General features: G+C 71.6%; 22 protein-coding genes. 10 read left to right on the plus strand and 12 right to left on the minus strand.

Going from position 1 to position 21,347, the window contains the following annotated elements:
* Positions 1-78: 78 nt before the first annotated feature.
* The 3 genes from BEK98_RS09840 to BEK98_RS09850 are packed head-to-tail and all read right to left on the minus strand — an operon-like array spanning position 79 to position 2,223.
* Complete coding sequence (locus tag BEK98_RS09840; RefSeq protein ID WP_094216047.1) at positions 79-417, minus strand: DUF3817 domain-containing protein; 339 nt, start codon at positions 415-417, stop codon at positions 79-81.
* 43 nt (positions 418-460) lie between these two features.
* Positions 461-970 (minus strand): MarR family winged helix-turn-helix transcriptional regulator, encoded by a 510-nt coding sequence (locus BEK98_RS09845; RefSeq protein ID WP_094216048.1) that lies wholly within the window; start codon positions 968-970, stop codon positions 461-463.
* A gap of 11 nt (positions 971-981) precedes the next feature.
* On the minus strand, positions 982-2,223 hold the full coding sequence (locus tag BEK98_RS09850; protein WP_094216237.1) for an MFS transporter: 1,242 nt from the start codon (positions 2,221-2,223) through the stop codon (positions 982-984).
* Between the two features lie 83 nt (positions 2,224-2,306).
* Here BEK98_RS09850 and BEK98_RS09855 point away from each other — a divergent pair, with 83 nt between their 5' ends.
* Positions 2,307-3,284 carry an ArsR/SmtB family transcription factor gene (locus tag BEK98_RS09855; protein ID WP_094216049.1) on the plus strand — a complete coding sequence of 326 codons (978 nt, stop codon included), beginning with the start codon at positions 2,307-2,309 and terminating at the stop codon, positions 3,282-3,284.
* A gap of 94 nt (positions 3,285-3,378) precedes the next feature.
* Here BEK98_RS09855 and BEK98_RS09860 read toward each other — a convergent pair whose 3' ends face one another.
* From BEK98_RS09860 to BEK98_RS09875, 5 genes are all read right to left on the minus strand, one after another.
* On the minus strand, positions 3,379-4,035 hold the full coding sequence (locus BEK98_RS09860) for a TetR/AcrR family transcriptional regulator (protein ID WP_094216050.1): 657 nt from the start codon (positions 4,033-4,035) through the stop codon (positions 3,379-3,381).
* Positions 4,032-4,172 carry a hypothetical protein gene (locus BEK98_RS48910; RefSeq protein WP_167444122.1) on the minus strand — a complete coding sequence of 47 codons (141 nt, stop codon included), beginning with the start codon at positions 4,170-4,172 and terminating at the stop codon, positions 4,032-4,034. The genes BEK98_RS09860 and BEK98_RS48910 overlap by 4 nt, the downstream gene beginning before the upstream one ends.
* Positions 4,169-4,921 (minus strand): hypothetical protein, encoded by a 753-nt coding sequence (locus tag BEK98_RS09865; protein ID WP_094216051.1) that lies wholly within the window; start codon positions 4,919-4,921, stop codon positions 4,169-4,171. Before BEK98_RS09865 ends, BEK98_RS48910 begins: the two co-directional genes overlap by 4 nt.
* A gap of 149 nt (positions 4,922-5,070) precedes the next feature.
* Positions 5,071-5,364 carry an MTH1187 family thiamine-binding protein gene (locus BEK98_RS09870; RefSeq protein WP_094216052.1) on the minus strand — a complete coding sequence of 98 codons (294 nt, stop codon included), beginning with the start codon at positions 5,362-5,364 and terminating at the stop codon, positions 5,071-5,073.
* Positions 5,361-5,711, minus strand: a complete 351-nt coding sequence (locus BEK98_RS09875) for a DUF3817 domain-containing protein (protein WP_094216053.1) — start codon at positions 5,709-5,711, stop codon at positions 5,361-5,363. Before BEK98_RS09875 ends, BEK98_RS09870 begins: the two co-directional genes overlap by 4 nt.
* A gap of 159 nt (positions 5,712-5,870) precedes the next feature.
* On the opposite strand from BEK98_RS09875, the gene BEK98_RS09880 reads away from it, so the two are divergent.
* The 4 genes from BEK98_RS09880 (at position 5,871) to BEK98_RS09895 (ending at position 8,528) form a co-directional block, all read left to right on the plus strand.
* Entirely contained in the window at positions 5,871-6,503 is a 633-nt protein-coding gene (locus BEK98_RS09880) for an AIM24 family protein (protein ID WP_094216054.1), read from the plus strand.
* 1 nt (position 6,504) lies between these two features.
* Positions 6,505-7,155 (plus strand): AIM24 family protein, encoded by a 651-nt coding sequence (locus BEK98_RS09885; RefSeq protein ID WP_094216055.1) that lies wholly within the window; start codon positions 6,505-6,507, stop codon positions 7,153-7,155.
* Positions 7,156-7,196: 41 nt separating this feature from the next.
* Positions 7,197-7,958: an AIM24 family protein gene (locus BEK98_RS09890; protein ID WP_094216238.1), complete on the plus strand. Its 762-nt coding sequence runs from the start codon at positions 7,197-7,199 to the stop codon at positions 7,956-7,958.
* 93 nt (positions 7,959-8,051) lie between these two features.
* Complete coding sequence (locus BEK98_RS09895) at positions 8,052-8,528, plus strand: MarR family winged helix-turn-helix transcriptional regulator (RefSeq protein WP_094216056.1); 477 nt, start codon at positions 8,052-8,054, stop codon at positions 8,526-8,528.
* Between the two features lie 60 nt (positions 8,529-8,588).
* Here the strand turns inward: BEK98_RS09895 and BEK98_RS09900 are convergent, their stop codons facing one another.
* From BEK98_RS09900 to BEK98_RS09910, 3 genes are all read right to left on the minus strand, one after another.
* On the minus strand, positions 8,589-9,836 hold the full coding sequence (locus BEK98_RS09900; protein ID WP_094216057.1) for an MFS transporter: 1,248 nt from the start codon (positions 9,834-9,836) through the stop codon (positions 8,589-8,591).
* A 146-nt stretch (positions 9,837-9,982) separates the two neighbouring features.
* Complete coding sequence (gene meaB, locus BEK98_RS09905; RefSeq protein WP_094216058.1) at positions 9,983-10,939, minus strand: methylmalonyl Co-A mutase-associated GTPase MeaB; 957 nt, start codon at positions 10,937-10,939, stop codon at positions 9,983-9,985.
* 37 nt (positions 10,940-10,976) lie between these two features.
* The gene (locus tag BEK98_RS09910) at positions 10,977-12,176 is read right to left on the minus strand and encodes an acetyl-CoA C-acetyltransferase (protein WP_094216059.1); all 1,200 of its coding nucleotides are present in this window, start codon (positions 12,174-12,176) and stop codon (positions 10,977-10,979) included.
* A gap of 149 nt (positions 12,177-12,325) precedes the next feature.
* Here BEK98_RS09910 and mce point away from each other — a divergent pair, with 149 nt between their 5' ends.
* From mce to BEK98_RS09925, 3 genes are all read left to right on the plus strand, one after another.
* Complete coding sequence (gene mce / locus BEK98_RS09915) at positions 12,326-12,766, plus strand: methylmalonyl-CoA epimerase (protein WP_094216060.1); 441 nt, start codon at positions 12,326-12,328, stop codon at positions 12,764-12,766.
* A 206-nt stretch (positions 12,767-12,972) separates the two neighbouring features.
* Positions 12,973-16,755 (plus strand): polarized growth protein Scy, encoded by a 3,783-nt coding sequence (gene scy / locus BEK98_RS09920; protein ID WP_094216061.1) that lies wholly within the window; start codon positions 12,973-12,975, stop codon positions 16,753-16,755.
* Positions 16,756-16,938: 183 nt separating this feature from the next.
* Positions 16,939-17,874, plus strand: a complete 936-nt coding sequence (locus BEK98_RS09925) for a coiled-coil domain-containing protein (RefSeq protein WP_094216062.1) — start codon at positions 16,939-16,941, stop codon at positions 17,872-17,874.
* A gap of 65 nt (positions 17,875-17,939) precedes the next feature.
* Here BEK98_RS09925 and BEK98_RS09930 read toward each other — a convergent pair whose 3' ends face one another.
* A complete protein-coding gene (locus tag BEK98_RS09930; RefSeq protein WP_279635457.1) occupies positions 17,940-19,394 on the minus strand; it encodes an outer membrane protein assembly factor BamB family protein in 1,455 nt (484 codons plus the stop codon).
* Between the two features lie 199 nt (positions 19,395-19,593).
* Here BEK98_RS09930 and BEK98_RS09935 point away from each other — a divergent pair, with 199 nt between their 5' ends.
* Positions 19,594-20,547, plus strand: a complete 954-nt coding sequence (locus tag BEK98_RS09935; RefSeq protein WP_094216064.1) for an ABC transporter ATP-binding protein — start codon at positions 19,594-19,596, stop codon at positions 20,545-20,547.
* A 5-nt stretch (positions 20,548-20,552) separates the two neighbouring features.
* A complete protein-coding gene (locus BEK98_RS09940; RefSeq protein ID WP_094216065.1) occupies positions 20,553-21,323 on the plus strand; it encodes an ABC transporter permease in 771 nt (256 codons plus the stop codon).
* The last annotated feature ends 24 nt before the right edge of the window (positions 21,324-21,347 follow it).

A 21,347-nucleotide genomic window follows, 5' to 3' on the forward strand; every position in this document is an offset into this window, starting at 1 on the left:
ACGTCCTAGTAAATGTCGATGGGCAACCGCCGTACGGCACCTGTACGGCACCCGTACGGCGGTGTTGGCCGGTGGAGGTCAGACCTTGGCGACGGCCGGGGCCGGGTCGGCGACCTTGGCGTCCAGCTCGCGGCTGATCTTCCGCTCGACGAAGAAGGCGGCCGTCGGGATCGTCCCCGCCAGCAGCACCCACAGCTGCTTGCCGACCGGCCACTTCGCCTTGGAGCCCAGGTCGAAGGCGAAGACCAGGTACACGACGTACAGCCAGCCGTGCGCGATGGCGACGACCCGGGTGAAGTCGGCGGCGCCGTCGACATCCATCCCGTACTTGGCGATCATGCTCAGGCACAGCAGGACCAGCAGCACACCGGTGACGTAGGCCAGGACGCGGTAGCGGGTCAGCACGCTCTTCTTCATGCGGTCGAGCGTAACCGTCCGTTCCGGGAGATCTTGCCCCGGGTCACTCCTCGTCGAAATCGTGTGCCGAGATCCGCAGCGGGCGCAGCATCGCGAAGATCTCCGCGCATTCCTCGGCGTCGTACACCCCGAGGCCGAAGTCCATCGCCATCAGGTCGCGGGTGGCCGCGTCGACCACCTCGCGGCCCTTGTCGGTGATGACGGCGAGCGTGCCGCGCCCGTCGTTGGGGTTGGGCCGCTTGGCGACGAGCCCCGACTTCACCAGCCGGTCCACGGTGTTCGTCACGGACGTGGGGTGCACCATCAGCCGCTCGCCGATCTTGGACATCGGCAGCTCACCGGCCTTGGAGAAGGTGAGCAACACCAGCGCCTCGTAGCGCGCGAAGGTCAGGCCGTACGGCTTGACCACCGCGTCGACCTCGGCCAGCAGGATCTGCTGCGCCCGCATGATCGAGGTGATCGCGGCCATCGAGGGCACGTTTCCCCAGCGCTGCTTCCAGTGCTCGTCGGCACGGGCGATGGGGTCGAAGGGGAGGCTGAGAGGCTTCGGCACGTCATCAGACCCTACCCGCCGGTCATATCCCGTTCAGCCCTGTCTCGGCTTTCGGTCGCCCGGCAGGCCAGGGCGAGCCCGCCGCAGCACAGCACGCCCAGCGCACCGGCCCCTACGACGGCCGCCCGCACCCCCATGACCTGGGCCGCGACCCCCGCCAGCGCCATGCCGACGCCCTGGATCGTCATCAGTCCGGCGCTGAGCAGGGTCATGGCCCGACCGCGCAGTTCCTCGGGCACGGCCCGCACGAACCACTGGTCCAGGCCCAGGGTGTACGCCGATCCCGCCCCGGACAGCAGCAGGAGCAGCAGGGAGAGCCCGAGGCCGGGGTGCAGCGCGTAGCCGAGGTACGGCAGCAGGGTCAGGCAGACCAGCGGCAGCGCGATCCGCTCCCGGGCCACGGGACGCAGCCGCGCCCCGGCGTACAGCTCGCCGGCCACCGTGCCGACGGGCAGCGCGCACATCAGCAGGCCGAGGCCGGTGGACCCGGCGCCGAGCGTGTCGGCGTAGGGGGCGGCCAGCGCCTCGGGGACGACGGAGAACATCGCCGGCACCCAGAAGAGGAGGAGCAGCACGCGGATGCGCCGGTCGGCGAGGAGGTGGCGGGCGCCGGGCAGCGGATCCCGCGTCTGCCGGGCGCGGGCGGGGCGGCGGCGGGTACCCAGGCGCAGCAGGGCGGCCGAGGCGAGGAAGGTGCCGACGGTGATCAGCAGGGTGTGCCGTGGACTGACGACCGTGAGGAGCAGGCCGCCGAGGCCGTATCCGACGAGCAGCGCGCTCTGCGCGACGATCCGCAGCAGGGAGCGGCCCAGCACGAACGGCTCGCCGTCGCCGAGGACGTCCGCGAGCGTGGCCATGCGGGTGCCGGCGAACACCGGGGCGACGAGGGCGAGGCCGCAGCGCAGCGCGAGCAGCACGCCGATGTCCGTCCCCGGGGCCACCATCAGCGCCACGCACCCCGCGCACACCAGGTCGCACGTCACCAGCACGCGCCGGGCCGGGAAGCGGTCGGCGACCGAGGCGAGCAGGGTGCCGCCGACGGCGTAGGGCAGGAAGCCGAGCGCGAAGGTCAGGGCGCTCATGAGGGGCGAGCGGGTGAGGTCGTAGACGAGCACGGAGAGCGCGATCTCGCTGATGATCACGCCGAGCATGGACAGGATGTGCGCGGCGAAGACGGCTCGGAACTCGGGCACGGCGAGGACGCGGCCGTAACCGGCGCGCGCGGACGCCGTGGCCTCGGAGGATGCGGACATGCCGCGCAGCGTGCCCGGGCCGACGGCGAGCACCGTAGAGTTTCGGCTCAGGCCGAATGTTCCGCCCCTCCGAAAGGACTGCCGTGCCCTCGCAGCTCCACTTCGGTGAGGACGACTTCCTGCGCTGCCGGTTCGCCGTCTCACCGCTGTGGGAGACGCAGGAGGCGGTGCGGACGCTGAAGCGGCCCGACCGGCAGGGCTATCACGTGCCCTGGCTGCGCCGGATCCGTACGGCGGCGGGGCTGGACCTGACACCGCTGTGGCTGCTGATGCCGCGGCGGGGACACTCGCCCGACTGGCTCGGGCCACCGCCGATCGGTCCCGCGGCCGGCTTCGAGGAGGAGATCGCGGCCGTACGCGGGGCCGACCCGGACGCGGCCCGGGACGACACCGCCCGCTCGCTCGCCTGCACCCCGGGCGCGCGGGAGTCGGCGCGGGGCCGGGCGTGGCTCGCGGATCCGGCACGGATGGTGCGGGAGCTGGCGGACGCGCTGGAGGAGGCCTGGCGGGTGCTGGTCGAGCCGGAGTGGCCCCGGCTGCGGGCGCTGCTGGAGGCGGACGTGGCCTTCCACTCACGGCGGCTGGCCGAGGTGGGACTCGGCACCCTGCTGCCGGAACTCGACGCACGGCTGTCCTGGGACGGCCGGACGCTGACGCTCCCGCTGCACGGCGAGTACGCGCGCGACCTCGGCGGCCAGGGCCTGGTCCTGATGCCGAGCGTCTTCTCCTGGCCCGACGTGATCACGGGCTTCGACCCCCCGTGGCAGCCCACGGTCGTCTACCCCGCCCGGGGCATCGCCGGTCTCTGGGCCGAGCCCGCCGACCGAACCCCCCAGGCACTCGTACGCCTGCTCGGCCCCAACCGCGCCGCCGTCCTGACCGCACTAGACGACCCCGCGACCACCACAGCCCTGGCCCACCGCCTACGCCTCGCCCCGTCGTCGGTATCGACCCACCTCACGGTCCTACGCGACGCGGGCCTACTGACGGCACGCCGGTACGGCCACCAGGTCCTGTACGAACGAACACCGCTGGGGATGGCACTGGCGTCGGGGGGCTGACCTTGATGTGCCGGGTGTGGGCAGCCCACCTAGGGGCGCGGGGAACTGCGCGACAAGCCACCACGCACCCGCACCCAAGACACGACAGGCACCCCTACGGCGCCGACCCGCCAGCCCGGCGCAGCCGATGCCGCACCGCCCGCTGAGCAACCGGCCCCAAATCCTCCAGCGCAGCAACCAACGCACCGAGCTGCTCCAAAGCATCAAGGGCAGCATGGGCACCACCCTCGTCCACCCCCTCGTACAGCTCGATCCCGACGAAGGACACAGCCACGGCACGAGCAAGCCCCGCCGGATCAGCAAACCCGCCTAACGGCGTAGCCACCAGCACACGCCGCAACACCTGCTCGATCTCCCCGATCCACAGATCGAGCCCGGCGGCCGTCGCCGGCCCCAGAGCCGCATGCGTCTGGGCGCCCGCCAGCAGCTGGCCCAGGAGGGCTACCTGACCCCCCGCCCGTTCCTCCTCGTGGATCTCCCGCCCGACGGCGAGCAGCTCGGAGAGAGAGGTGACGGCGGCGAGCCGGCCGCGATGCCGCGCCACGGACGTCTCCGCGCCGTAGCGGCAGGCGGCGGCGAGCAGTTCGTCGACCGAGCCGAAGTGATAGAAGACCAGCGCCTGGTTGACGCCGGCCGCCGAGGCCACCGTACGGGCCGATGCCCTGGCGATGCCCTGCTCGGTGAGCGTGCGCAGCGCGCCCTCCAGGAGTCTCGTCTTGGTCTCCTGGGCCTTGGCCGTCTCCGGGCTCATGCGCGCGCCTCCTCCCGCACCGGGTCGATCACCGTCCGGGGGTCGAAGGGGCGGGAGCGGCCGGGCTGGTCGAAGGTGCGCACAGAGGTCACCGTCTCACGGCCGAAGGTGCCGGCGTGCGGCACGTTCGCGATCACCCGTGCTTCTCCAGGGCGGCCAGGAGGCGGGGGGCGCGTGCGTGGGTGACCGGGGTGCGCAGGCAGCGGCGGGCGGCCGGGGTGCAGGCGAGCGGCGCCTTGAGGAGGGCGAGCGAGAGCGCGACCATCAGCAGCAGCGGGCACAGGAAGGCCACGGTGGCCGCGAACGGGCCGAAGACGCGGATGCCGGACTCCCGCCCCAGACCGGCCAGGCACGCCGTGAGCACCAGCGCGCGCACCGCCAGCTCGGCCAGCCAGTTGGCCAGGGCCCGCTCGGGGGTGATGCCCCGCTCCAGCCACAGCCGCAGCCGGTCGAAGGACCAGGCGGTGGCCCAGCCCGTCAGGGGCCGGAACAGCAGCCGGTCGGCGAGCGCGCCGAAGGCGCCCCAGCGGGGGCGGTAGTCGTAGCCGGTGAGGAAGCGGACGCCCTGTGCGTCGGGCACGTAGCGCCAGTAGCCGCTGCCCTCCGCGAGCAGAGAGAGGGGGTGCGGGGAGACGAAGCGCAGGGCGGAGGTACGGGTGCCGTCGGGGCGCTCCGTCTCGCCCGCGGTGACTCCGGTGCCGGACACCTTGAGGAACGGCAGCACGCGCGCGGCGTACCGGAAGCGCTGCGGTTCGCCCTCCGCGCGCGGGAGGTGGTCGATCTCGATGAACCGCAGGTCCCAGCGCTGGTGCTGGGCGGGGTCCTGAGTGCGCGCCCAGAGATCGTCCAGGTCGGTGCGGATATGCGTCTCTATGTAGAGACCCATGGTGTTCCCCCACGTCAGAGTGGTGTTTGAGCGACTGCTCAAATCGTCTGGGAGGGAAAGTACCCATCTTTGAGCGACCGCTCAAAGAAAGCGGTTGGGAAAACCCCGGCCCCCACACAGGGCCGAGGTTCACGGGGATGCGGCCGGCGCTACGGCGCCAGGTGCCGCTCGACCGTCTCCACCTTGGAGGTGAGCCCGTCGGTCACGCCGGGCCGGATGTCGGCCTTGAGGACGAGCGACACGCGCGGCGCGCGCTCCTCCACGGCGGCGACGGCGCGCTTGACGACGTCCATGACCTCGTCCCACTCGCCCTCGATCGAGGTGAACATGGCGTCGGTGCGGTTGGGCAGGCCCGACTCGCGCACCACGCGGACGGCGTCGGCGACGTACTCCCCCACGTCCTCACCGACGCCGAGGGGCGTCACGGAGAAGGCGACGATCATGCGACGGCCCCTTCTTCCTTGCGGGCGCGGGCCGCGATGACGGCGTCCTCGGCCTCACGGCGCAGCGCGCGCTCGATGATGAAGCCGCCGCCCGGGATGATCGAGTAGGCGAAGTAGAGGGCGGCCTTGCCCTTGGCCCACTTGGTGCGGTTCCAGGCGTCCGCCCAGAAGATCACGTAGAGGATGAACAGCACGCCGTGGATCGGGCCCAGCACCGGAGCGACGTCGAAGCCCGAGGCGACCGTGTACTTGATGATCGTGCAGGTCGCGAGAATGATCCAGGAGATGCCCTCCGGCACGGAGATCAGGCGGAGGCGGCGGATGGCGGAGGCTGTCTTGAGATCCACGGGTCACCTTCGGTGGGAGAGACGTCGCAGTTTGTGAACGGAAGCACAAGCGTTCGCCCATTGTGGCAAACCGTGCCCCTAGGGGTGCGCTCAGGGTCGCGCTCCACCCACGGGCCCTGTTCGGCCCACCCGCGTCGCCGCTACTTTCGCAGCGTGGCGATGTTCCGACTCCAAGGGAGCAAGGTGCTCGCCGTCGACATGACCGGGGACGCCGTGAAGGCGAAGAACGGCTCGATGGTCGCGTACGACGGGCAGATGGCCTTCAAGAAGCTGAGCGGTGGCGGTGAGGGACTGCGCGGGATGGTGACCCGGCGGCTCACCGGCGAACAGATGACGGTGATGGAGGTGAGAGGCCACGGGACGTGCTGGTTCGCGGACCGGGCCTCGGAGATCAACCTGGTCGGCCTCCAGGGGGACAAGCTCTACGTCGAGTCGAGCAACCTGCTCGCGACCGACGCCGGGCTCAGAACGGGCACGACGTTCACCGGGCTGCGCGGTGCCTCGCAGGGCAACGGTCTGTTCACGACGACCGTCGAGGGACACGGGCAGGCGGCGATCGTCTCCGACGGTCCGGCCGTGGTGCTGCGGGTCAGCCCGCAGTACCCGCTGATCGTCGACCCGGGCGCGTACATCGCCCATCAGGGGAACGTACGACAGTCCTTCCAGTCCGGTGTGACGTTCCGCACGTTCTTCGGGGAGGGCGGCGGCGAGGCCTTCCAGATCCGCTTCGAGGGCGACGGGCTGGTCTATGTGCAGCCGAGCGAGCGGAACACGATCGCGGGGGACCTGTGAGATGACCTTCCGGGAGATCAACTCCAAAATGGTCGAGGCCACCGTGCTGCCCGGGCAGCGGCTGTTCAGCCAGCGCGGGGCGATGCTCGCCTACAAGGGGGACGTGTCCTTCACACCCAACCTCCAGGGCGGCCAGGGCGGGCTGATGTCCATGCTCGGGCGGCGGGTGGCCGGCGAGGCGACCCCGCTGATGACCGTCGAGGGCAGCGGCACCGTCTTCTTCGGGCACGGCGGCCACCATGTGCACGTCATCAACCTCACCGGCGACACCCTGTACGTCGAGGCCGACCGCCTGCTCGCCTTCGACGGCACACTGCGCCAGGGCACGATGTTCATGGGCTCGCAGGGCGGGGTCATGGGCCTGGTCCGGGGCCAGGTCACCGGGCAGGGCCTGTTCACCACCACCCTCCAGGGGCAGGGCTCAGTGGCCGTGATGGCGCACGGCGGCGTCTTCGAGATCCCGATCACACCCCAGCGCCCGGTCCATGTGGACCCGCAGGCGTACGTCGCCCACCACGGCGACGTACGCAACAAGCTGTCCACCGCGCTGGGCTGGCGCGACATGGTGGGCCGCGGCTCCGGCGAGGCGTTCCAGCTGGAGCTGAGCGGCAGCGGCACGGTGTACGTCCAGGCCTCGGAGGAGAAGCTGTGAGCGCGTACGGTCCCGCCGGCGGCCCGGTGGTGCACGACCCGATGACGCTGCCCGTCGACGACAACGTCAACAAGTACACGTTCTGCGTCGAGCTCAAGAGCGGGCAGTGGTTCCTGCAGAAGGGAAAGATGATCGCCTACTACGGGGCGATCGAGTTCAACGGCATCGGGCACGGCCGACTCGACCGACTTGTCCGTACGTCTTTCCATTCGCCACTGCACGCGAGCGACTGGGTCGTGGCGCAGGGCTCGGGCAAGATGCTGCTGGCCGACCGGGCTTTCGACGTCAACTCCTACGACCTGGACGACGGGAACTTGACCATTCGCGCGGGCAACCTGCTCGCTTTTCAGCCAAGTCTCGCGCTCAAACAGTCGATCGTGCCGGGTTTTCTGACCCTTATCGGAACCGGAAAGTTTGTGGCCGCATCTAACGGTCCGGTGGTGTTCATGGAACCTCCGATCCGGGTCGACCCCCAGGCGCTCGTCGGGTGGGCCGACTGCCCGTCACCCTGTCATCACTACGACCACGGGTACCTGACAGGCGTGATGGGCGGTCTACGTGCGATGACGGGCCTGGGCGGGGCTTCCGGCGAGGAGCACCAGTTCGAGTTCGTGGGAGCCGGGACGGTCCTGCTGCAGTCGAGCGAGACCCTGATGGCCGAGCAGGCCACGGGGGCCGTTCCACCCGAACCGGGGGTGCCCGGTGGTGGCGGAGCGGCACCGTCCGGACACGGTCCGCAATCGCCGGGCGTACCGCGCCTTCCCGGACAGCTGGGAGACCTCCAGCGTCGCTTCGGGCTGTGAGCGGTAGTCTGCGGAGTGTGACGGTCGAACGCGTGCGCACCGTCACACCATCCGAAGTAGTTCGTCTTTCAACTTCTTAGGTAGACTTCATTCATGGAGACCGAGACGGCCACGCGCTGGCTGACCGATGCGGAGCAGTGCGCCTGGCGCACCCACCTGGAGGTCAACAGGCTGTTGACGTACCAGCTCGAGAAGGATCTGCAGCCGTTCGGCCTGACTATGAACGACTACGAGATCCTCGTGAACCTGTCCGAGTCGGACGACGTGCGGATGCGGATGAGCGACCTGGCCTCCGCGACGCTGCAGTCCAAGAGCCGGCTCTCGCACCAGATCACGCGGATGGAGAACGCGAACCTGGTGCGGCGCGAGAACTGCGAGTCCGACCGGCGGGGGTTGTACGCCGTGCTGACGGAGCACGGCATGGAGACGATGAAGAAGGTTGCTCCGCACCATGTGGCATCGGTGCGGAAGCACTTCATCGATCTGCTGTCGCCGGAGGCGCTGATAGAGCTGGACAAGGGGCTGAAGCCGATCGCTGAGCACCTGAGGGGGCAGCGGGGGCGTCCCTGAGGCTCGCTGGGAACCTCAGGGAGTAGCAGCTGGGCGGGGGTGGGTCCGCGCGGCCCGGCGCTAGCGGGGTGCCTCCCCCACTCTCGACTTCGCTCGAGCGGGGGGACCCCCACCGCCCACCCGTGCCGCCCCAGCGGCACGACTGCCCGCAGTCAGGGCGGCCAGCACAGCAGTCCCGCCGGCCAGGGCGAAGCACAGCGTCAGCGGGAGTCGGCCGATCAGCAGCCCTGTCACCAGGGCCCCAGCCGAGCTCCCCGCGTTCACTCCGGTGTTCACCCACGCCCCCGCCCGCGTCCGAGCGCCCTCCGTCGCGGTCTCGTCGGCCAGCAGATAGGCCGTCGTCAGGGCCGGGGCGATGAACGCGCCCGCGCAGGCCATGGCCACCGTGAGGGTCCACAGGCCCGGTGCCAGGCCCGCTGCGGCGATCACCAGGCCGAGGCCCACCGCGAACCAGCACAGCCGTACCCGGGCGGCCGAACGCCACTCCACCGCCCCGTTGACCAGCCCGCCCACCGCGCTGCCCGCCGAGAGCGCGCCCAGGACCCAGGGCACCAGGGCGGTGTCGTACGAGCCCTCGGCGGCGAAGGCCAGCACCAGCAGCTCGACGCCGCTGAGGGCCAGTCCGACCCCCGTCGCCACGGCGACCGGGGGCAGCAGGCCGCGACCGCCGCCGGGGCTCTTCCCGCGGGGCTGGGGACGCGGTCCGGGCATCGCCGGGGACGTGACGAAGGCGCAGGTGCCCGCCACGTTCAGGAAGGCGCTGAGCAGGATGCCCGACGCCGGTGGCGCCCATCCCACCAGCACGCCGACCAGCGCCGGACCGGAGACGTACAGCAGTTCCTCGGCGACGCCGTCCAGGCTGTAGGCGCGCCGCAACAGGCTCCGGTCGGCGACCAGTTCGGCCCACAGGGCGCGCATCGTGGGGCCCAGCGGGGGTGCGCAGGTGCCCGCGAGGGCGGCGGCCGTGGCGATGAGGGGCGCCGGCGCCCCGGGACGCCAGGTGAGGGCCGCCAGAGCGCACAGGAAGGTGCCGTAGAGGACGGCCATCGGGAGCAGGGCGCGACGCGGGCCGTATCGGTCGACCAGGGACGCCCGCAGGGGCATCAGGAAGACCGCCGCGCCGCCGAACAGGGACATCACGGCCCCGGAGACGGCGTAGGACCCGGTGGCCCGGGTGACGGAGAGCAGGACGGCCAGGGTGACCGTGCCGTAGCACAGGCGGGCCGCCAGGGCGGCGGCGAAGGTGCGGCGCGCGTGCGGGACGCGCAGGACGGCGGCGTACGTGGGCCGCGCAGGGTGTGTGGACACGCCGAAGTTCCTCTGAGCGAGGCGGAAGAGGGGACACCGAGGGACGCGGTGACCCTGTGCCGGGCCCCGCGATCCGGTGCGCGCTCTATGCCAAGGAGAGGAACATGCCGGTCAAGCTAGCAGCAGCGGCCCCGAGTCGACGACCCTCAGCCCTCCGTCAGGCCCGTCACGAGTTCGTCCGCCGCGCGGTACGGGTCCAGCTCGCCGGCGACGATGCGCTCCGCGAGGGTGCTCAGGCGGCGGTCGCCGTGGAGGTCGCCGATGCGTTGGCGCAGGGCGGTGACCGCGATCGTCTCCACCTCGCGGGCCGCGCGGGACTTGCGGCGTTCGGCGAGGACGCCGTGCTCCTCCATCCAGGCGCGGTGCTTCTCCAGGGCCTCGACCACCTCGTCGACGCCCTCGGCGCGGGCCGCGACCGTCTTGACGATGGGCGGGCGCCAGTCACCGGGGCCTCGGGCCTCGCCCAGGCCCAGCATGTGGTTCAGTTCGCGGGCGGTGGCGTCGGCGCCGTCCCGGTCCGCCTTGTTGACGACGTACACGTCGCCGATCTCCAGGATTCCGGCCTTCGCAGCCTGGATGCCGTCGCCCATGCCGGGGGCCAGCAGGACGACGGAGGTGTCGGCCTGGGAGGCGATCTCCACCTCCGACTGGCCGACGCCGACCGTCTCGACCAGGATCACGTCGCAGCCCGCCGCGTCCAGGACGCGGATCGCCTGGGGCGCGGCCCAGGCGAGGCCGCCGAGGTGGCCTCGCGTGGCCATGGAGCGGATGTAGACGCCGGGGTCGGAGGCGTGGTCCGACATGCGCACCCGGTCGCCGAGCAGGGCGCCGCCGGAGAACGGCGACGACGGGTCGACGGCCAGGACGCCGACCCGCCTGCCCTGCTTGCGGTACGCCGTGACCAGGGCGGAGGTGGAGGTGGACTTGCCGACGCCGGGAGAGCCCGTCAGACCGACCACGTAGGCGTTGCCGGTCAGCGGGGCCAGCGCCGCCATGACCTCCCTGAGCTGCGGGGACGCCCCCTCCACCAGGGAGATGAGCCGGGCCACGGCCCGCGGCCGGCCTTCCCTGGCCTGGGCCACCAGAGAGGAGACGTCCTGCATCAAACAGCTCCGTTCACTTCACCGACGTACAGGAAACTCAGGCCTTCGGCACGCGCACGATCAGTGCGTCGCCCTGGCCGCCGCCACCGCACAGCGCGGCCGCGCCGACGCCGCCGCCCCGGCGCTTGAGCTCCAGCGCCAAGTGGAGCACGAGACGGGCACCGGACATGCCGATCGGGTGACCCAGGGCGATGGCGCCACCGTTGACGTTCACCTTTTCCGTGGACACGCCGAGGTCCTTCATTGACTGCACGGCGACCGCGGCGAAGGCCTCGTTGATCTCGATGAGATCGAGGTCGGAGACCTCCAGGCCCTCCTTCTTCAGGGCGTGCTCGATGGCGTTGGACGGCTGCGACTGCAGCGAGTTGTCCGGTCCGGCCACGTTGCCGTGCGCGCCGATCTCGGCGAGCCACTCCAGGCCCAGCTCCTCGGCCTTGGCCTTGCTCATCACGATCACGGCCGCCGCACCGTCCGAGATCTGCGAGGAGGTGCCGGCGGTGATGGTGCCGTCCTTGGTGAAGGCCGGGCGCAGCTTGCCCAGGGACTCCACGGTGGTGTCGCCGCGGATGCCCTCGTCCTTGCTGAAGACGACCGGCTCGCCCTTGCGCTGCGGGATCTCGACCGGGGTGATCTCGGCCTCGAAGACGCCGTTCTTCTGCGCGGCGGCGGCCCGCTGGTGGGACAGGGCGGCGATCTCGTCCTGCTCGGGGCGCTGGATGCCGAGGCGCGTGTTGTGCTTCTCCGTCGACTCGCCCATGGCGATGCCCTCGAAGGAGTCGGTCAGGCCGTCGTAGGCCATCGCGTCGAGCATCTCGATCGCCCCGTACTTGAAGCCCTCGCGGGACTTCGGCAGCAGGTGGGGGGCGTTGGTCATCGACTCCTGGCCGCCGGCGACCACGATGTCGAACTCGCCGGCGCGGATCAGCTGGTCGGCCAGCGCGATCGCGTCCAGGCCGGACAGACAGACCTTGTTGATGGTGAGCGCCGGGACGCTCATCGGGATGCCGGCCTTGACTGCGGCCTGGCGGGCCGGGATCTGCCCCGCCCCGGCCTGCAGCACCTGGCCCATGATCACGTACTGCACCTGGTCGCCGCCGATCCCCGCACGGTCGAGGGCGGCCTTGATCGCGAAGCCGCCGAGGTCGGCTCCGGAGAAGGACTTCAGCGAGCCCAGCAGTCGCCCCATGGGCGTGCGGGCGCCCGCGACGATCACCGAGCTGGTCGTTCCAGAAGACATGAGCTGCGATCCCCTTCCAGCTACAAGGAGCCGAGGAGTGAACGAGGGTTTACTTCGAATGTACTGAGTGGCACTCCGTGCCGTCATCGGGCCGTCGGTGTGATCGCGCGCACGTTGCGTAACCACCTCCGTGGCGCTGCACTGAACCCATGCTGACGCGAATCGACCACATCGGGATCGCCTGTCACGACCTCGACGCGACCGTCGAGTTCTACAAGGCCACCTACGGCTTCGAGGTGTTCCACACCGAGGTCAACGAGGAGCAGGGCGTGCGGGAGGCCATGCTCAAGATCAACGAGACGTCCGACGGCGGCGCCTCCTACCTCCAGCTGCTGGAGCCGACCCGGGAGGACTCCGCGGTCGGCAAGTGGCTGGCGAAGAACGGGGAGGGCGTCCACCACATCGCCTTCGGTACGGCGGATGTGGACGGGGACGCCGAGGACATCCGCGGCAAGGGCGTACGCGTTCTGTACGACGAGCCACGACGCGGCTCCATGGGGTCGCGGATCACCTTCCTGCACCCCAAGGACTGCCACGGTGTCCTGACAGAACTGGTCACTTCGGCCCCGGTTGAGTCACCTGAGCACTGACCCTCGTACATAAGGGCCGGTAGGGTTGGGGGCGGTCGTCCTCATAACCGGGGCGACCGCATGCCGGGGTCCGGGTTTCGGGGGACGAGCGTCGGGGCAGCAGCCCGTGCTCCGCCGTTGATCTGACACCATTCCCCGGGGGCCCCGTCCGGCGGATGGACGGAGCTCGTTGGAGAAGCTGACCAGGGGACGGATGGGACCGCGCAGTGCGGGGCTACGAGAGCCAGGAGCGAGAGCCGGCGGCTGACGTCGACCACCTCTCTCGGTTCGAGGCCGAGATGAAGCGGCTGAAGACCGAGCGGGAAAAGGCGATCCAGCACGCCGAGGACCTCGGCTACCAGGTCGAGGTGCTGCGCGCCAAGCTGCACGAGGCGCGCCGCACTCTGATGACCCGGCCCGCCTACGACGGCGGTGACATCGGCTATCAGGCCGAACAGTTGCTCCGCAACGCCCAGATCCAGGCCGACCAGCTGCGCCAGGAGGCGGTCACCCGCCGGCAGCAGCTGGACCAGGAGCTGGCCGAGCGCCGGCAGACCGTCGAGTCGCACGTCAACGAGAACGTGGCCTGGGCCGAGCAGCTGCGCGCCCGGACCGAGTCGCAGGCCCGCCGGCTCCTCGACGAGTCCCGCGCCGAGGCCGACCAGGCGCTGGCCGCCGCCCGCGCGGAGACCGAGCGGCTGACCAGCGAGGCCCGGCAGCGGCTGCAGAACGACGCCGAGACGGCGCGTACGGAGGCCGAGCAGATCCTGCGCCGCGCCCGCACGGACGCCGAGCGACTGCTGAACGCCGCCTCCACGCAGGCCCAGGAGGCCACCGACCACGCCGAGCAGCTGCGCACCTCCACCGTCAGCGAGTCGGACGCCGCCCGCCGGCAGTCCACCGAGCTGAGCCGGGCCGCCGAGGAGCGCATGGCGCAGGCCGAGGAGGCGCTGCGCAAGGCGCAGGCCGAGGCCGAGAAGCTGGTCACGGAGGCCGAGCAGGCCGCCGCCAAGACCCTGTCGAGCGCCGAGGCCGCCAACGAGACCCGCACGCGCACGGCCAAGGAGCAGGTCGCCCGGCTGGTCGAGGAGGCCACCAAGGAGGCCGAGACCACCAGGTCCGACGCGGAGCAGGTGGTCGCCGACGCCCGTGCCGAGGCCGAGAAGATCGTCGCGGAGGCCTCCGAGAAGGCCCGAACGATCACCGCCGAGGAGAGCGCGACCCAGCTGTCCAAGGCCGCCAAGACCGCCGAGGACGTCCTCAACAAGGCGTCGGACGAGGCCAAGAACACCACCAAGGCCGCCGCCGAGGAGGCCGAGCGGATCCGCACGGAGGCCGAGGCCGAGGCGGACCGGCTGCGCGCCGAGGCGCACGACATCGCCGAGCAGCTCAAGGGCGCGGCGAAGGACGACACCAAGGAGTACCGCGCCAAGACGGTCGAGCTGCAGGAGGAGGCCCGCCGGCTGCGCGGCGAGGCCGAGCAGCTGCGCGCCGACGCGGTCGCCGAGGGCGAGTCCATCCGCGCCGAGGCCCGCCGCGAGGCCGTGGTGCAGATCGAGGAGGCGGCCAAGTCCGCCGAGGAGCTGCTGGCCAAGGCCAAGGCGGACGCCGACGAACTGCGGCAGAAGGCGACCGGGGACAGCGAGAAGGTCCGCACCGAGGCGATCGAGCGCGCCACGACGCTGCGCCGGCAGGCCGAGGAGACCCTGGAGCGCACCCGCAAGGAGGCCGAACGGCTCCGCGCGGAGGCCGGTGAGCAGGCCGACGCGGCCAGGTCGGACGCCGAGCAGGCCGCGCGCGAGCTGCGCGAGGAGACCGAGCGGGCGGTCGAGGCCCGTCGTACCGAGGCCGCCGAGGAACTGACCCGGCTGCAGACGGAGACCCAGGAGCGGCTGGCGGCGGCCGAGCAGGCGCTCACCGACGCCCGTGAGGAGGCGGCCCGGATCCGCCGGGAGGCCGCCGAGGAGAGCGAGCGGCTGCGCGCCGAGTCCGCCGAGCGGATCCGTACGCTCCAGCAGCAGGCCGAGGCCGAGGCCGACCGGCTGCGCAACGAGGCCGCGTCCGACGCGTCCGCCTCGCGCGCCGAGGGCGAGGCCATCGCCGTACGCCTGCGTTCGGAGGCGGCGGCCGAGGCCGAGCGGCTGAAGGTGGAGGCCCAGGACACCGCCGACCGGGTCCGGGCGGAGGCGCAGTCCGCCGCCGAGCGGCTCGGCGCGGAGGCGTCCGAGACGCTCGCCGCCGCGCAGGAGGAGGCCGCCCGGCGCCGTCGCGAGGCCGAGGAACTGCTCGGTGCCGCGCGGTCCGAGGCCGACCAAGAGCGCGAGCGGGCCCGCGAGCAGAGCGAGGAGCTGCTGGCCTCGGCGCGCAAGCGGGTGGAGGACGCGCAGACCGAGGCGGTCCGGCTGGTCGAGGAGGCCGACCGGCGCGCCACCGAGATGGTGTCCGCCGCCGAGCAGCACGCGCAGCAGGTGCGGGACTCCGTCGTCGGGCTGCACGAGCAGGCGCAGGACGAGATCACCGGGCTCCGCTCGGCCGCCGAGCACGCGGCGGACCGTACCCGCAGGGAGGCCGAGGAGGAGGCGGACCGGGTCCGCGCCGACGCCTACGCCGAGCGGGAGCGGGCGAGCGAGGACGCCTCGCGGGTCCGGCGGGAGGCGAACGAGGAGTCGGAAGCCGCCAAGGCGCTCGCCGAGCGTACGGTCGGCGACGCGATCGCGGAGTCCGAGCGGCTGCGCTCGGACGCGTCCGCGCACGCCCAGCGGGTGCGCACGGAGGCGTCGGACGCGATCGCCGAGGCCGACCAGGCGGCGGCCCGCACCCGGGCGGACGCCCGCGAGGACGCCAACCGCATCCGCTCGGACGCGGCGACCCAGGCGGACACGCTCATCACCGAGGCGCGCAGCGAGGCCGAGCGGCTGCAGATCGAGACGGCCGCCGAGGCCGAGCGGGTGCGCACGGAGACGCTCAGCGAGGCGGACCGGGTCCGGGCCGAGGCCCTCGCGAACGCCGAGCAGCTCCTCTCGGACGCCACCGGCGACGCGGAGCGGCTGCGTGCCGAGGCCGCCGAGACGGTGGGCTCGGCCCAGCAGCACGCGGAGCGGCTGCGCAGCGAGGCCGAGCGGCTGCGGGCGGACGCGGAGGCGGAGTCCGAGCGGCTCGTCAACTCCGCGCGCGAGGAGGCCGAGCGGACCCTCGACGAGGCCCGCAAGGACGCGAACAAGCGGCGTTCGGAGGCGGCCGAGCAGGTCGACACGCTCATCACGGAGACCACGGCCGAGGCGGACAAGCTGCTCACCGAGGCCCAGCAGCAGGCGCTGAAGGCCACCGCGGACGCGGAGTCGCAGGCCGACACGATGGTGGGCGCGGCCCGCAGCGAGGCCGACCGGCTGGTCTCCGAGGCGACCGTCGAGGGCAACTCGCGGGTCGAGAAGGCCCGCACCGACGCCGACGAGCTGCTGGTCGGCGCCCGCCGGGACGCGACCGCCATAAGGGAGCGCGCGGAGGAGCTGCGCGACCGCATCACCACCGAGATCGAGGAGCTGCACGAGCGGGCCCGCCGCGAGGCCGCCGAGACGATGAAGTCCACCGGCGACCGCTGCGACGCGCTCATCAAGGCGGCCGAGGAGCAGCTGGGCAAGGCGCAGGCGAAGGCCAAGGAGCTGGTGTCGGAGGCGAACTCCGAGGCGGGCAAGGTCCGGATCGCCGCCGTCAAGAAGGCGGAGGGCCTGCTCAAGGAGGCCGAGCTGAAGAAGGCCAGCCTGGTCAGGGAGGCCGAGGAGCTGAAGGCCGAGGCGATCCGCGAGGCCCGGGCCACGGTCGAGGAAGGAAAGCGCGAACTGGAGATCCTGGTGCGCCGGCGCGAGGACATCAACGCCGAGATCTCCCGTGTCCAGGACGTCCTGGAGGCGTTGGAATCCTTTGAGGCGCCGTCGTCCGGCAAGGACGGCGGAGTCAAGGCGGGCGCCACCGTGGGCGCCCCCCGATCGGGTGGCAAGTCGTCGGACAGCTAGCGGGCGGGATGGTTTCCGGTGTGTTCTGGGGGCTTTGCCCCGGTCTTTGGCAAGCCGTCCCGCGGTCAGCCACTCAAAAGAGGTGTCATTCTCCAGATCAAACACGTATCCGCTCGATGACACACCGCTTCGGCCCCTAGGATTCCCCCTATCACCTCACCGGTCTCTTTCGACAGGAACCCCATGAGCGACACTTCCCCCTACGGCTTCGAGCTTGTGCGGCGTGGGTACGACCGCGCTCAGGTGGACGAACGTATCTCCAAGCTCGTCTCCGACCGTGACAGCGCTCTCGCCCGCATCACCGCTCTGGAAAAGCGCATCGAAGAGCTGCACCTCGAGACGCAGAACGCCCAGGCCCAGGTAACCGACGCAGAGCCGTCGTACGCCGGCCTCGGCGCGCGGGTCGAGAAGATCCTGCGCCTCGCCGAGGAAGAGGCCAAGGATCTGCGGGAGGAGGCCCGGCGCGCCGCCGAGCAGCACCGCGAGCTGGCGGAGTCGGCGGCCCAGCAGGTCCGCAACGACGCCGAGTCGTTCGCCGCGGAGCGCAAGGCCAAGGCCGAGGACGAGGGCGTCCGGATCGTCGAGAAGGCCAAGAGCGACGCCGCCCAGCTGCGTTCCGAGGCGCAGAAGGACGCGCAGTCCAAGCGCGAGGAGGCGGACGCCCTCTTCGAGGAGACCCGCGCCAAGGCCGCGCAGGCCGCCGCCGACTTCGAGACGAACCTGGCCAAGCGCCGCGAGCAGTCCGAGCGCGACCTGGCCTCGCGTCAGCAGAAGGCCGAGAAGCGCCTCGCCGAGATCGAGCACCGCGCCGAGCAGCTGCGTCTGGAGGCGGAGAAGCTGCGCACGGACGCCGAGCGCCGCGCCCGCCAGACGGTGGAGACGGCCCAGCGCCAGGCCGAGGACATCGTGGCCGACGCCAACGCCAAGGCCGACCGGATCCGCTCGGAATCCGAGCGCGAGCTGGCCGCTCTCACCAACCGCCGCGACAGCATCAACGCCCAGCTGACGAACGTCCGCGAGATGCTCGCCACGCTGACCGGCGCCGCGGTGGCCGCGGCCGGCTCGCCCGTCGAGGACGAGCCGATCTCCCGGGGCGTTCCGGCGCAGCAGTCCCGGTAAGCACCGGTAGTCGTACGACACCGTGAGGGGCGGTGGGACTCGGTCCCGCCGCCCCTTCCGTGTGTCTAGCGCAGTCCCAGGAGGGGCGGGTCGTCGGTGCCGTCCCCGTTGACGACCACCCAGGTGTCACCTGCCCGCAGCAGCTGGCCGCCGGTGCCGTAGCTGCCGGTGCGCACCGTGGTGCCGTCGGCCTCGCCGACGCGGTGTCCGTCGGCCGTGTCGAGCGTCCGCAGCCGACCGTTCCCGAGCACCGCCACCCGGTCGGGGCCGGCGGGGGCCAGTGCGGCGACACCGTCGAGGTCGGCGTGCCACAGGTGCCGGCCGTCGCGCAGCGCGTAGCCCGAGACGCGGTCGGGCGAGGAGGCGCCCGGTTTGGTGGTGGCGACGACGAGCGTGTCCTGACGGATGCCGGCCCACAGCGCGGGCCGCGCGGTGAAGGTGTCGTAGGTGTCCGGAAGGGGCGTGAGGTCCTCGTCGTCGCCGGTGAGGGGGATCCGCACCGGGTCGCCGTGGTCCGGGTAGGCCAGGACAGCCGCGACGCCGCGCTTGTCGCTCTCCTTCAGCAGGAGGGTGAAGGGGTCGGCGGAGAGCACCATGACCGTGTCGGCGGGGCTCTCGATGGGCAGGTCCTGGCTGCCGCGCCGCTTGCCGGTGGCGTTGTCCAGGGTCACCAGCTGTCCGCTGCCGCCGTCCGCCGTCTCGCACGTCACCACGACCGTGGTGGTGCCGCCGGTGGCGGAGACGACGTTCGGCGCGCACCCCTCGCCGTCACGGTGCTTCCGCCGCAGGTCGGCGCTCCAGCGCGGTCGGCCGTCGGCCAGGCCGTACGCCTGGACACCCGTGTCGGTCAGCACGAGGGCCACGTCTCCGTCGGCTGCGAGCAGGCTGTCGCTTCCGGCGGTGAACCGGGCGACGCCCTTGATGTGCCGCTCCCACAGCTTGCGGCCGGTGCGGGTGTCGACGCCCCACACCGTGTCGCAGGGTTTCTTGTAGCGCGCGAAGGCGACCAGGCCGACGCCGTCGACGACGCGCTCGCTCATCCCGCACACCGACTCCCGCACGGGGGCGCGCAGCGTCCAGCGGCGGTCGCCGTCATGGGAGTCGTACGAGACGAGCGCGTCGTCGCGCACCCGGACGACGGTCGAGGCGTCCCGGCCCACGGTCCACACGCCCTGCGCCCGTACGGTCGCCGGCCGGTCCCGCCCGACCTGCCAGGCGGCATCGAGAACGGGGCCGCGCATCCACAGGAACGCCTGCCAGCCGGGCCAGAGCGCGAGCAGCACGCCCGCGACGGCGAGGACGGCGGGCAGCACCTTGCCGGGACGCCGTTCGGTGAATGACTGGATCGCACGGACCAGGAGGCCGAGGCCGACGAAGGTCAGCACGAACGCCAGGATGATGGTGGGTGTGGTGCCCTCCGGGCAGGGCGCTGCGTCACCGCCGCACTCGCCGCCGGGAATGGACGTCCACCCCAGCGCGTGGAACTCCACCGCGAGCCCGACCGCTGCCCCCGCCGCCACGACCGCCGGCCCCGCCCACACAGCGCTCCGCTGCGTGCGCGGTCTGCTGTCCTCAACCACTGTCGCCCCCGCCCTTGTTCTGTTCTCCGGCGCTCCCCAGCACCGCCCCCGCTGATCAAGGTACCGGGGAGGCCAGGGTGCCGGAATCCGTTTGCCCTCCCGGGTGGCAGCCGCCCAACACCCGTCTTAGCGTGGCCGCATGATCGAGCTGGCGGGGCTGACCAAGCGGTACGGCGAGAAGGTGGCGGTGGACCACCTCACCTTCGCGGTCAGCCCTGGCATCGTGACCGGGTTCCTCGGACCCAACGGGGCCGGGAAGTCCACCACCATGCGGATGATCCTCGGGCTCGACCACCCCACCGCCGGTGACGTGCGGATCGACGGCAAGCACTACGACCAGCTCAGGGACCCGATGACGTACATCGGCGCGCTGCTCGACGCCAACGCGGTGCACGGCGGCCGGAGCGCCTACAACCACCTGCTGTGCCTCGCGCAGAGCAACGGCATCCCCACGCGCCGGGTGGCCGAGGTGCTGGACACCGTGGGGCTGACGGCCGTGGCCCGGAAGAAGGCCAAGGGGTTCTCGTACGGCATGGGCCAGCGGCTCGGGATCGCGGCCGCGCTGCTCGGTGATCCGCGGATCCTGATGTTCGACGAGCCGGTCAACGGGCTCGACCCCGAGGGCATCCACTGGATCCGGAACCTGATGAAGTCGCTGGCCGCGCAGGGGCGGACCGTGTTCGTGTCGAGTCATCTGATGAGCGAGATGGCGCTGACCGCCGATCATCTGGTGGTCATCGGGCAGGGGCGGCTGCTCGCCGACACCTCCATGGCGGACTTCATCCGGGAGAACGCGCGCAGTTACGTACGGATCCGTTCTCCGCAGCGTGAGCGGCTGCTGGACGTGCTGCACGAGGACGGCGTGACCGTCGTCGAGGCCGGCGGCGACGCACTGGAGGTGGCGGGCGGCAAGGCCGAGCGGATCGGGGAGCTGGCCACGCGGTACGGGATCGTGCTGCACGAACTGAGCCCGCAGCAGGCCTCGCTGGAGGAGGCGTTCATGCAGCTGACGGCGGAGTCGGTGGAGTACCACGCGCACGCCGCGCCCGCTCCCGTCCCGCGGGACTGGGGCGCCGGCTGGAAGGGGGCCTGAAGCCGATGGCAGCAGTTCAGGTCATCCGCTCGGAATGGACCAAGATCCGGTCCGTCGCCTCCACGGTGTGGACGCTGTCGCTCGCCGTGGTGGTCACGCTCGCCCTCGGGGTGCTCATCTCCGCGCTGTCGAGGAGCCAGTACGACAACATGCCCGTGCGGGAGCGGCTCTCCTTCGACCCGACGGTGATCAGCTTCGCGGGCATGACCCTCGGCCAGCTCGCGCTGATCGTCTTCGGGGTGCTCGTCGTCTCCAACGAGTACAGCACCGGCATGATCCGTGTCTCGCTGGCCGCCGTACCGCAGCGCGCCACCTTCCTGTTCAGCAAGATCGCCGTGGCCACCGCACTCGCCCTGGCCGTCGGCATGGTCACCAGCTTCGCCGCGTTCTTCCTCGGGCAGGCGATGCTCGGCTCCCTCGGGACCGGGATCGGCGACCCCGGTGTGCTGCGCGCGGTGCTCGGCGGCGGGCTCTACATGGCGCTCATCGCGATGTTCTCCATGGGTGTCGCCGCGATGCTGCGCTCGCCGATGCTCTCGCTCGGCATCCTGATGCCGTTCTTCTTCCTGATCTCGAACATCCTCGGCAATGTCGACGCGACCAAGAAGATCGGCCGGTATCTGCCGGACCAGGCCGGCAGCCGGATCATGCAGGTGGTCCCGCGCATCGACGACGACACCCCCTACGGGCCCTGGGGCGGCCTCGGGATCATGGTGCTGTGGGTGATCGCGGCCCTCGTCGGCGGTTACGCGGTGCTCCGGAAGCGGGACGCATAGCTTTACTTTCTCTTGGCCGGAACC

It is taken from the genome of Streptomyces diastatochromogenes (assembly GCF_002242805.1).
Lineage (GTDB): Bacteria > Actinomycetota > Actinomycetes > Streptomycetales > Streptomycetaceae > Streptomyces > Streptomyces diastatochromogenes.

Coding starts and splice junctions, on each gene's coding strand:
- meaB (WP_094216058.1), bottom strand. CDS start 10,939: ATGCAGGACGTCTCCTCTCTGGTGGCCCAGGCCAGGGAAGGCCGGCCG.
- BEK98_RS09870 (WP_094216052.1), bottom strand. CDS start 5,364: ATGATCGTCGCCTTCTCCGTGACGCCCCTCGGCGTCGGTGAGGACGTG.
- BEK98_RS09880 (WP_094216054.1), top strand. CDS start 5,871: ATGTTCCGACTCCAAGGGAGCAAGGTGCTCGCCGTCGACATGACCGGG.
- BEK98_RS09925 (WP_094216062.1), top strand. CDS start 16,939: ATGAGCGACACTTCCCCCTACGGCTTCGAGCTTGTGCGGCGTGGGTAC.
- BEK98_RS09850 (WP_094216237.1), bottom strand. CDS start 2,223: ATGTCCGCATCCTCCGAGGCCACGGCGTCCGCGCGCGCCGGTTACGGC.
- BEK98_RS09865 (WP_094216051.1), bottom strand. CDS start 4,921: ATGGGTCTCTACATAGAGACGCATATCCGCACCGACCTGGACGATCTC.
- BEK98_RS09885 (WP_094216055.1), top strand. CDS start 6,505: ATGACCTTCCGGGAGATCAACTCCAAAATGGTCGAGGCCACCGTGCTG.
- BEK98_RS09910 (WP_094216059.1), bottom strand. CDS start 12,176: ATGTCTTCTGGAACGACCAGCTCGGTGATCGTCGCGGGCGCCCGCACG.
- BEK98_RS09840 (WP_094216047.1), bottom strand. CDS start 417: ATGAAGAAGAGCGTGCTGACCCGCTACCGCGTCCTGGCCTACGTCACC.
- BEK98_RS09895 (WP_094216056.1), top strand. CDS start 8,052: ATGGAGACCGAGACGGCCACGCGCTGGCTGACCGATGCGGAGCAGTGC.
- mce (WP_094216060.1), top strand. CDS start 12,326: ATGCTGACGCGAATCGACCACATCGGGATCGCCTGTCACGACCTCGAC.
- BEK98_RS09940 (WP_094216065.1), top strand. CDS start 20,553: ATGGCAGCAGTTCAGGTCATCCGCTCGGAATGGACCAAGATCCGGTCC.
- BEK98_RS09935 (WP_094216064.1), top strand. CDS start 19,594: ATGATCGAGCTGGCGGGGCTGACCAAGCGGTACGGCGAGAAGGTGGCG.
- BEK98_RS09890 (WP_094216238.1), top strand. CDS start 7,197: ATGACGCTGCCCGTCGACGACAACGTCAACAAGTACACGTTCTGCGTC.
- BEK98_RS09860 (WP_094216050.1), bottom strand. CDS start 4,035: ATGAGCCCGGAGACGGCCAAGGCCCAGGAGACCAAGACGAGACTCCTG.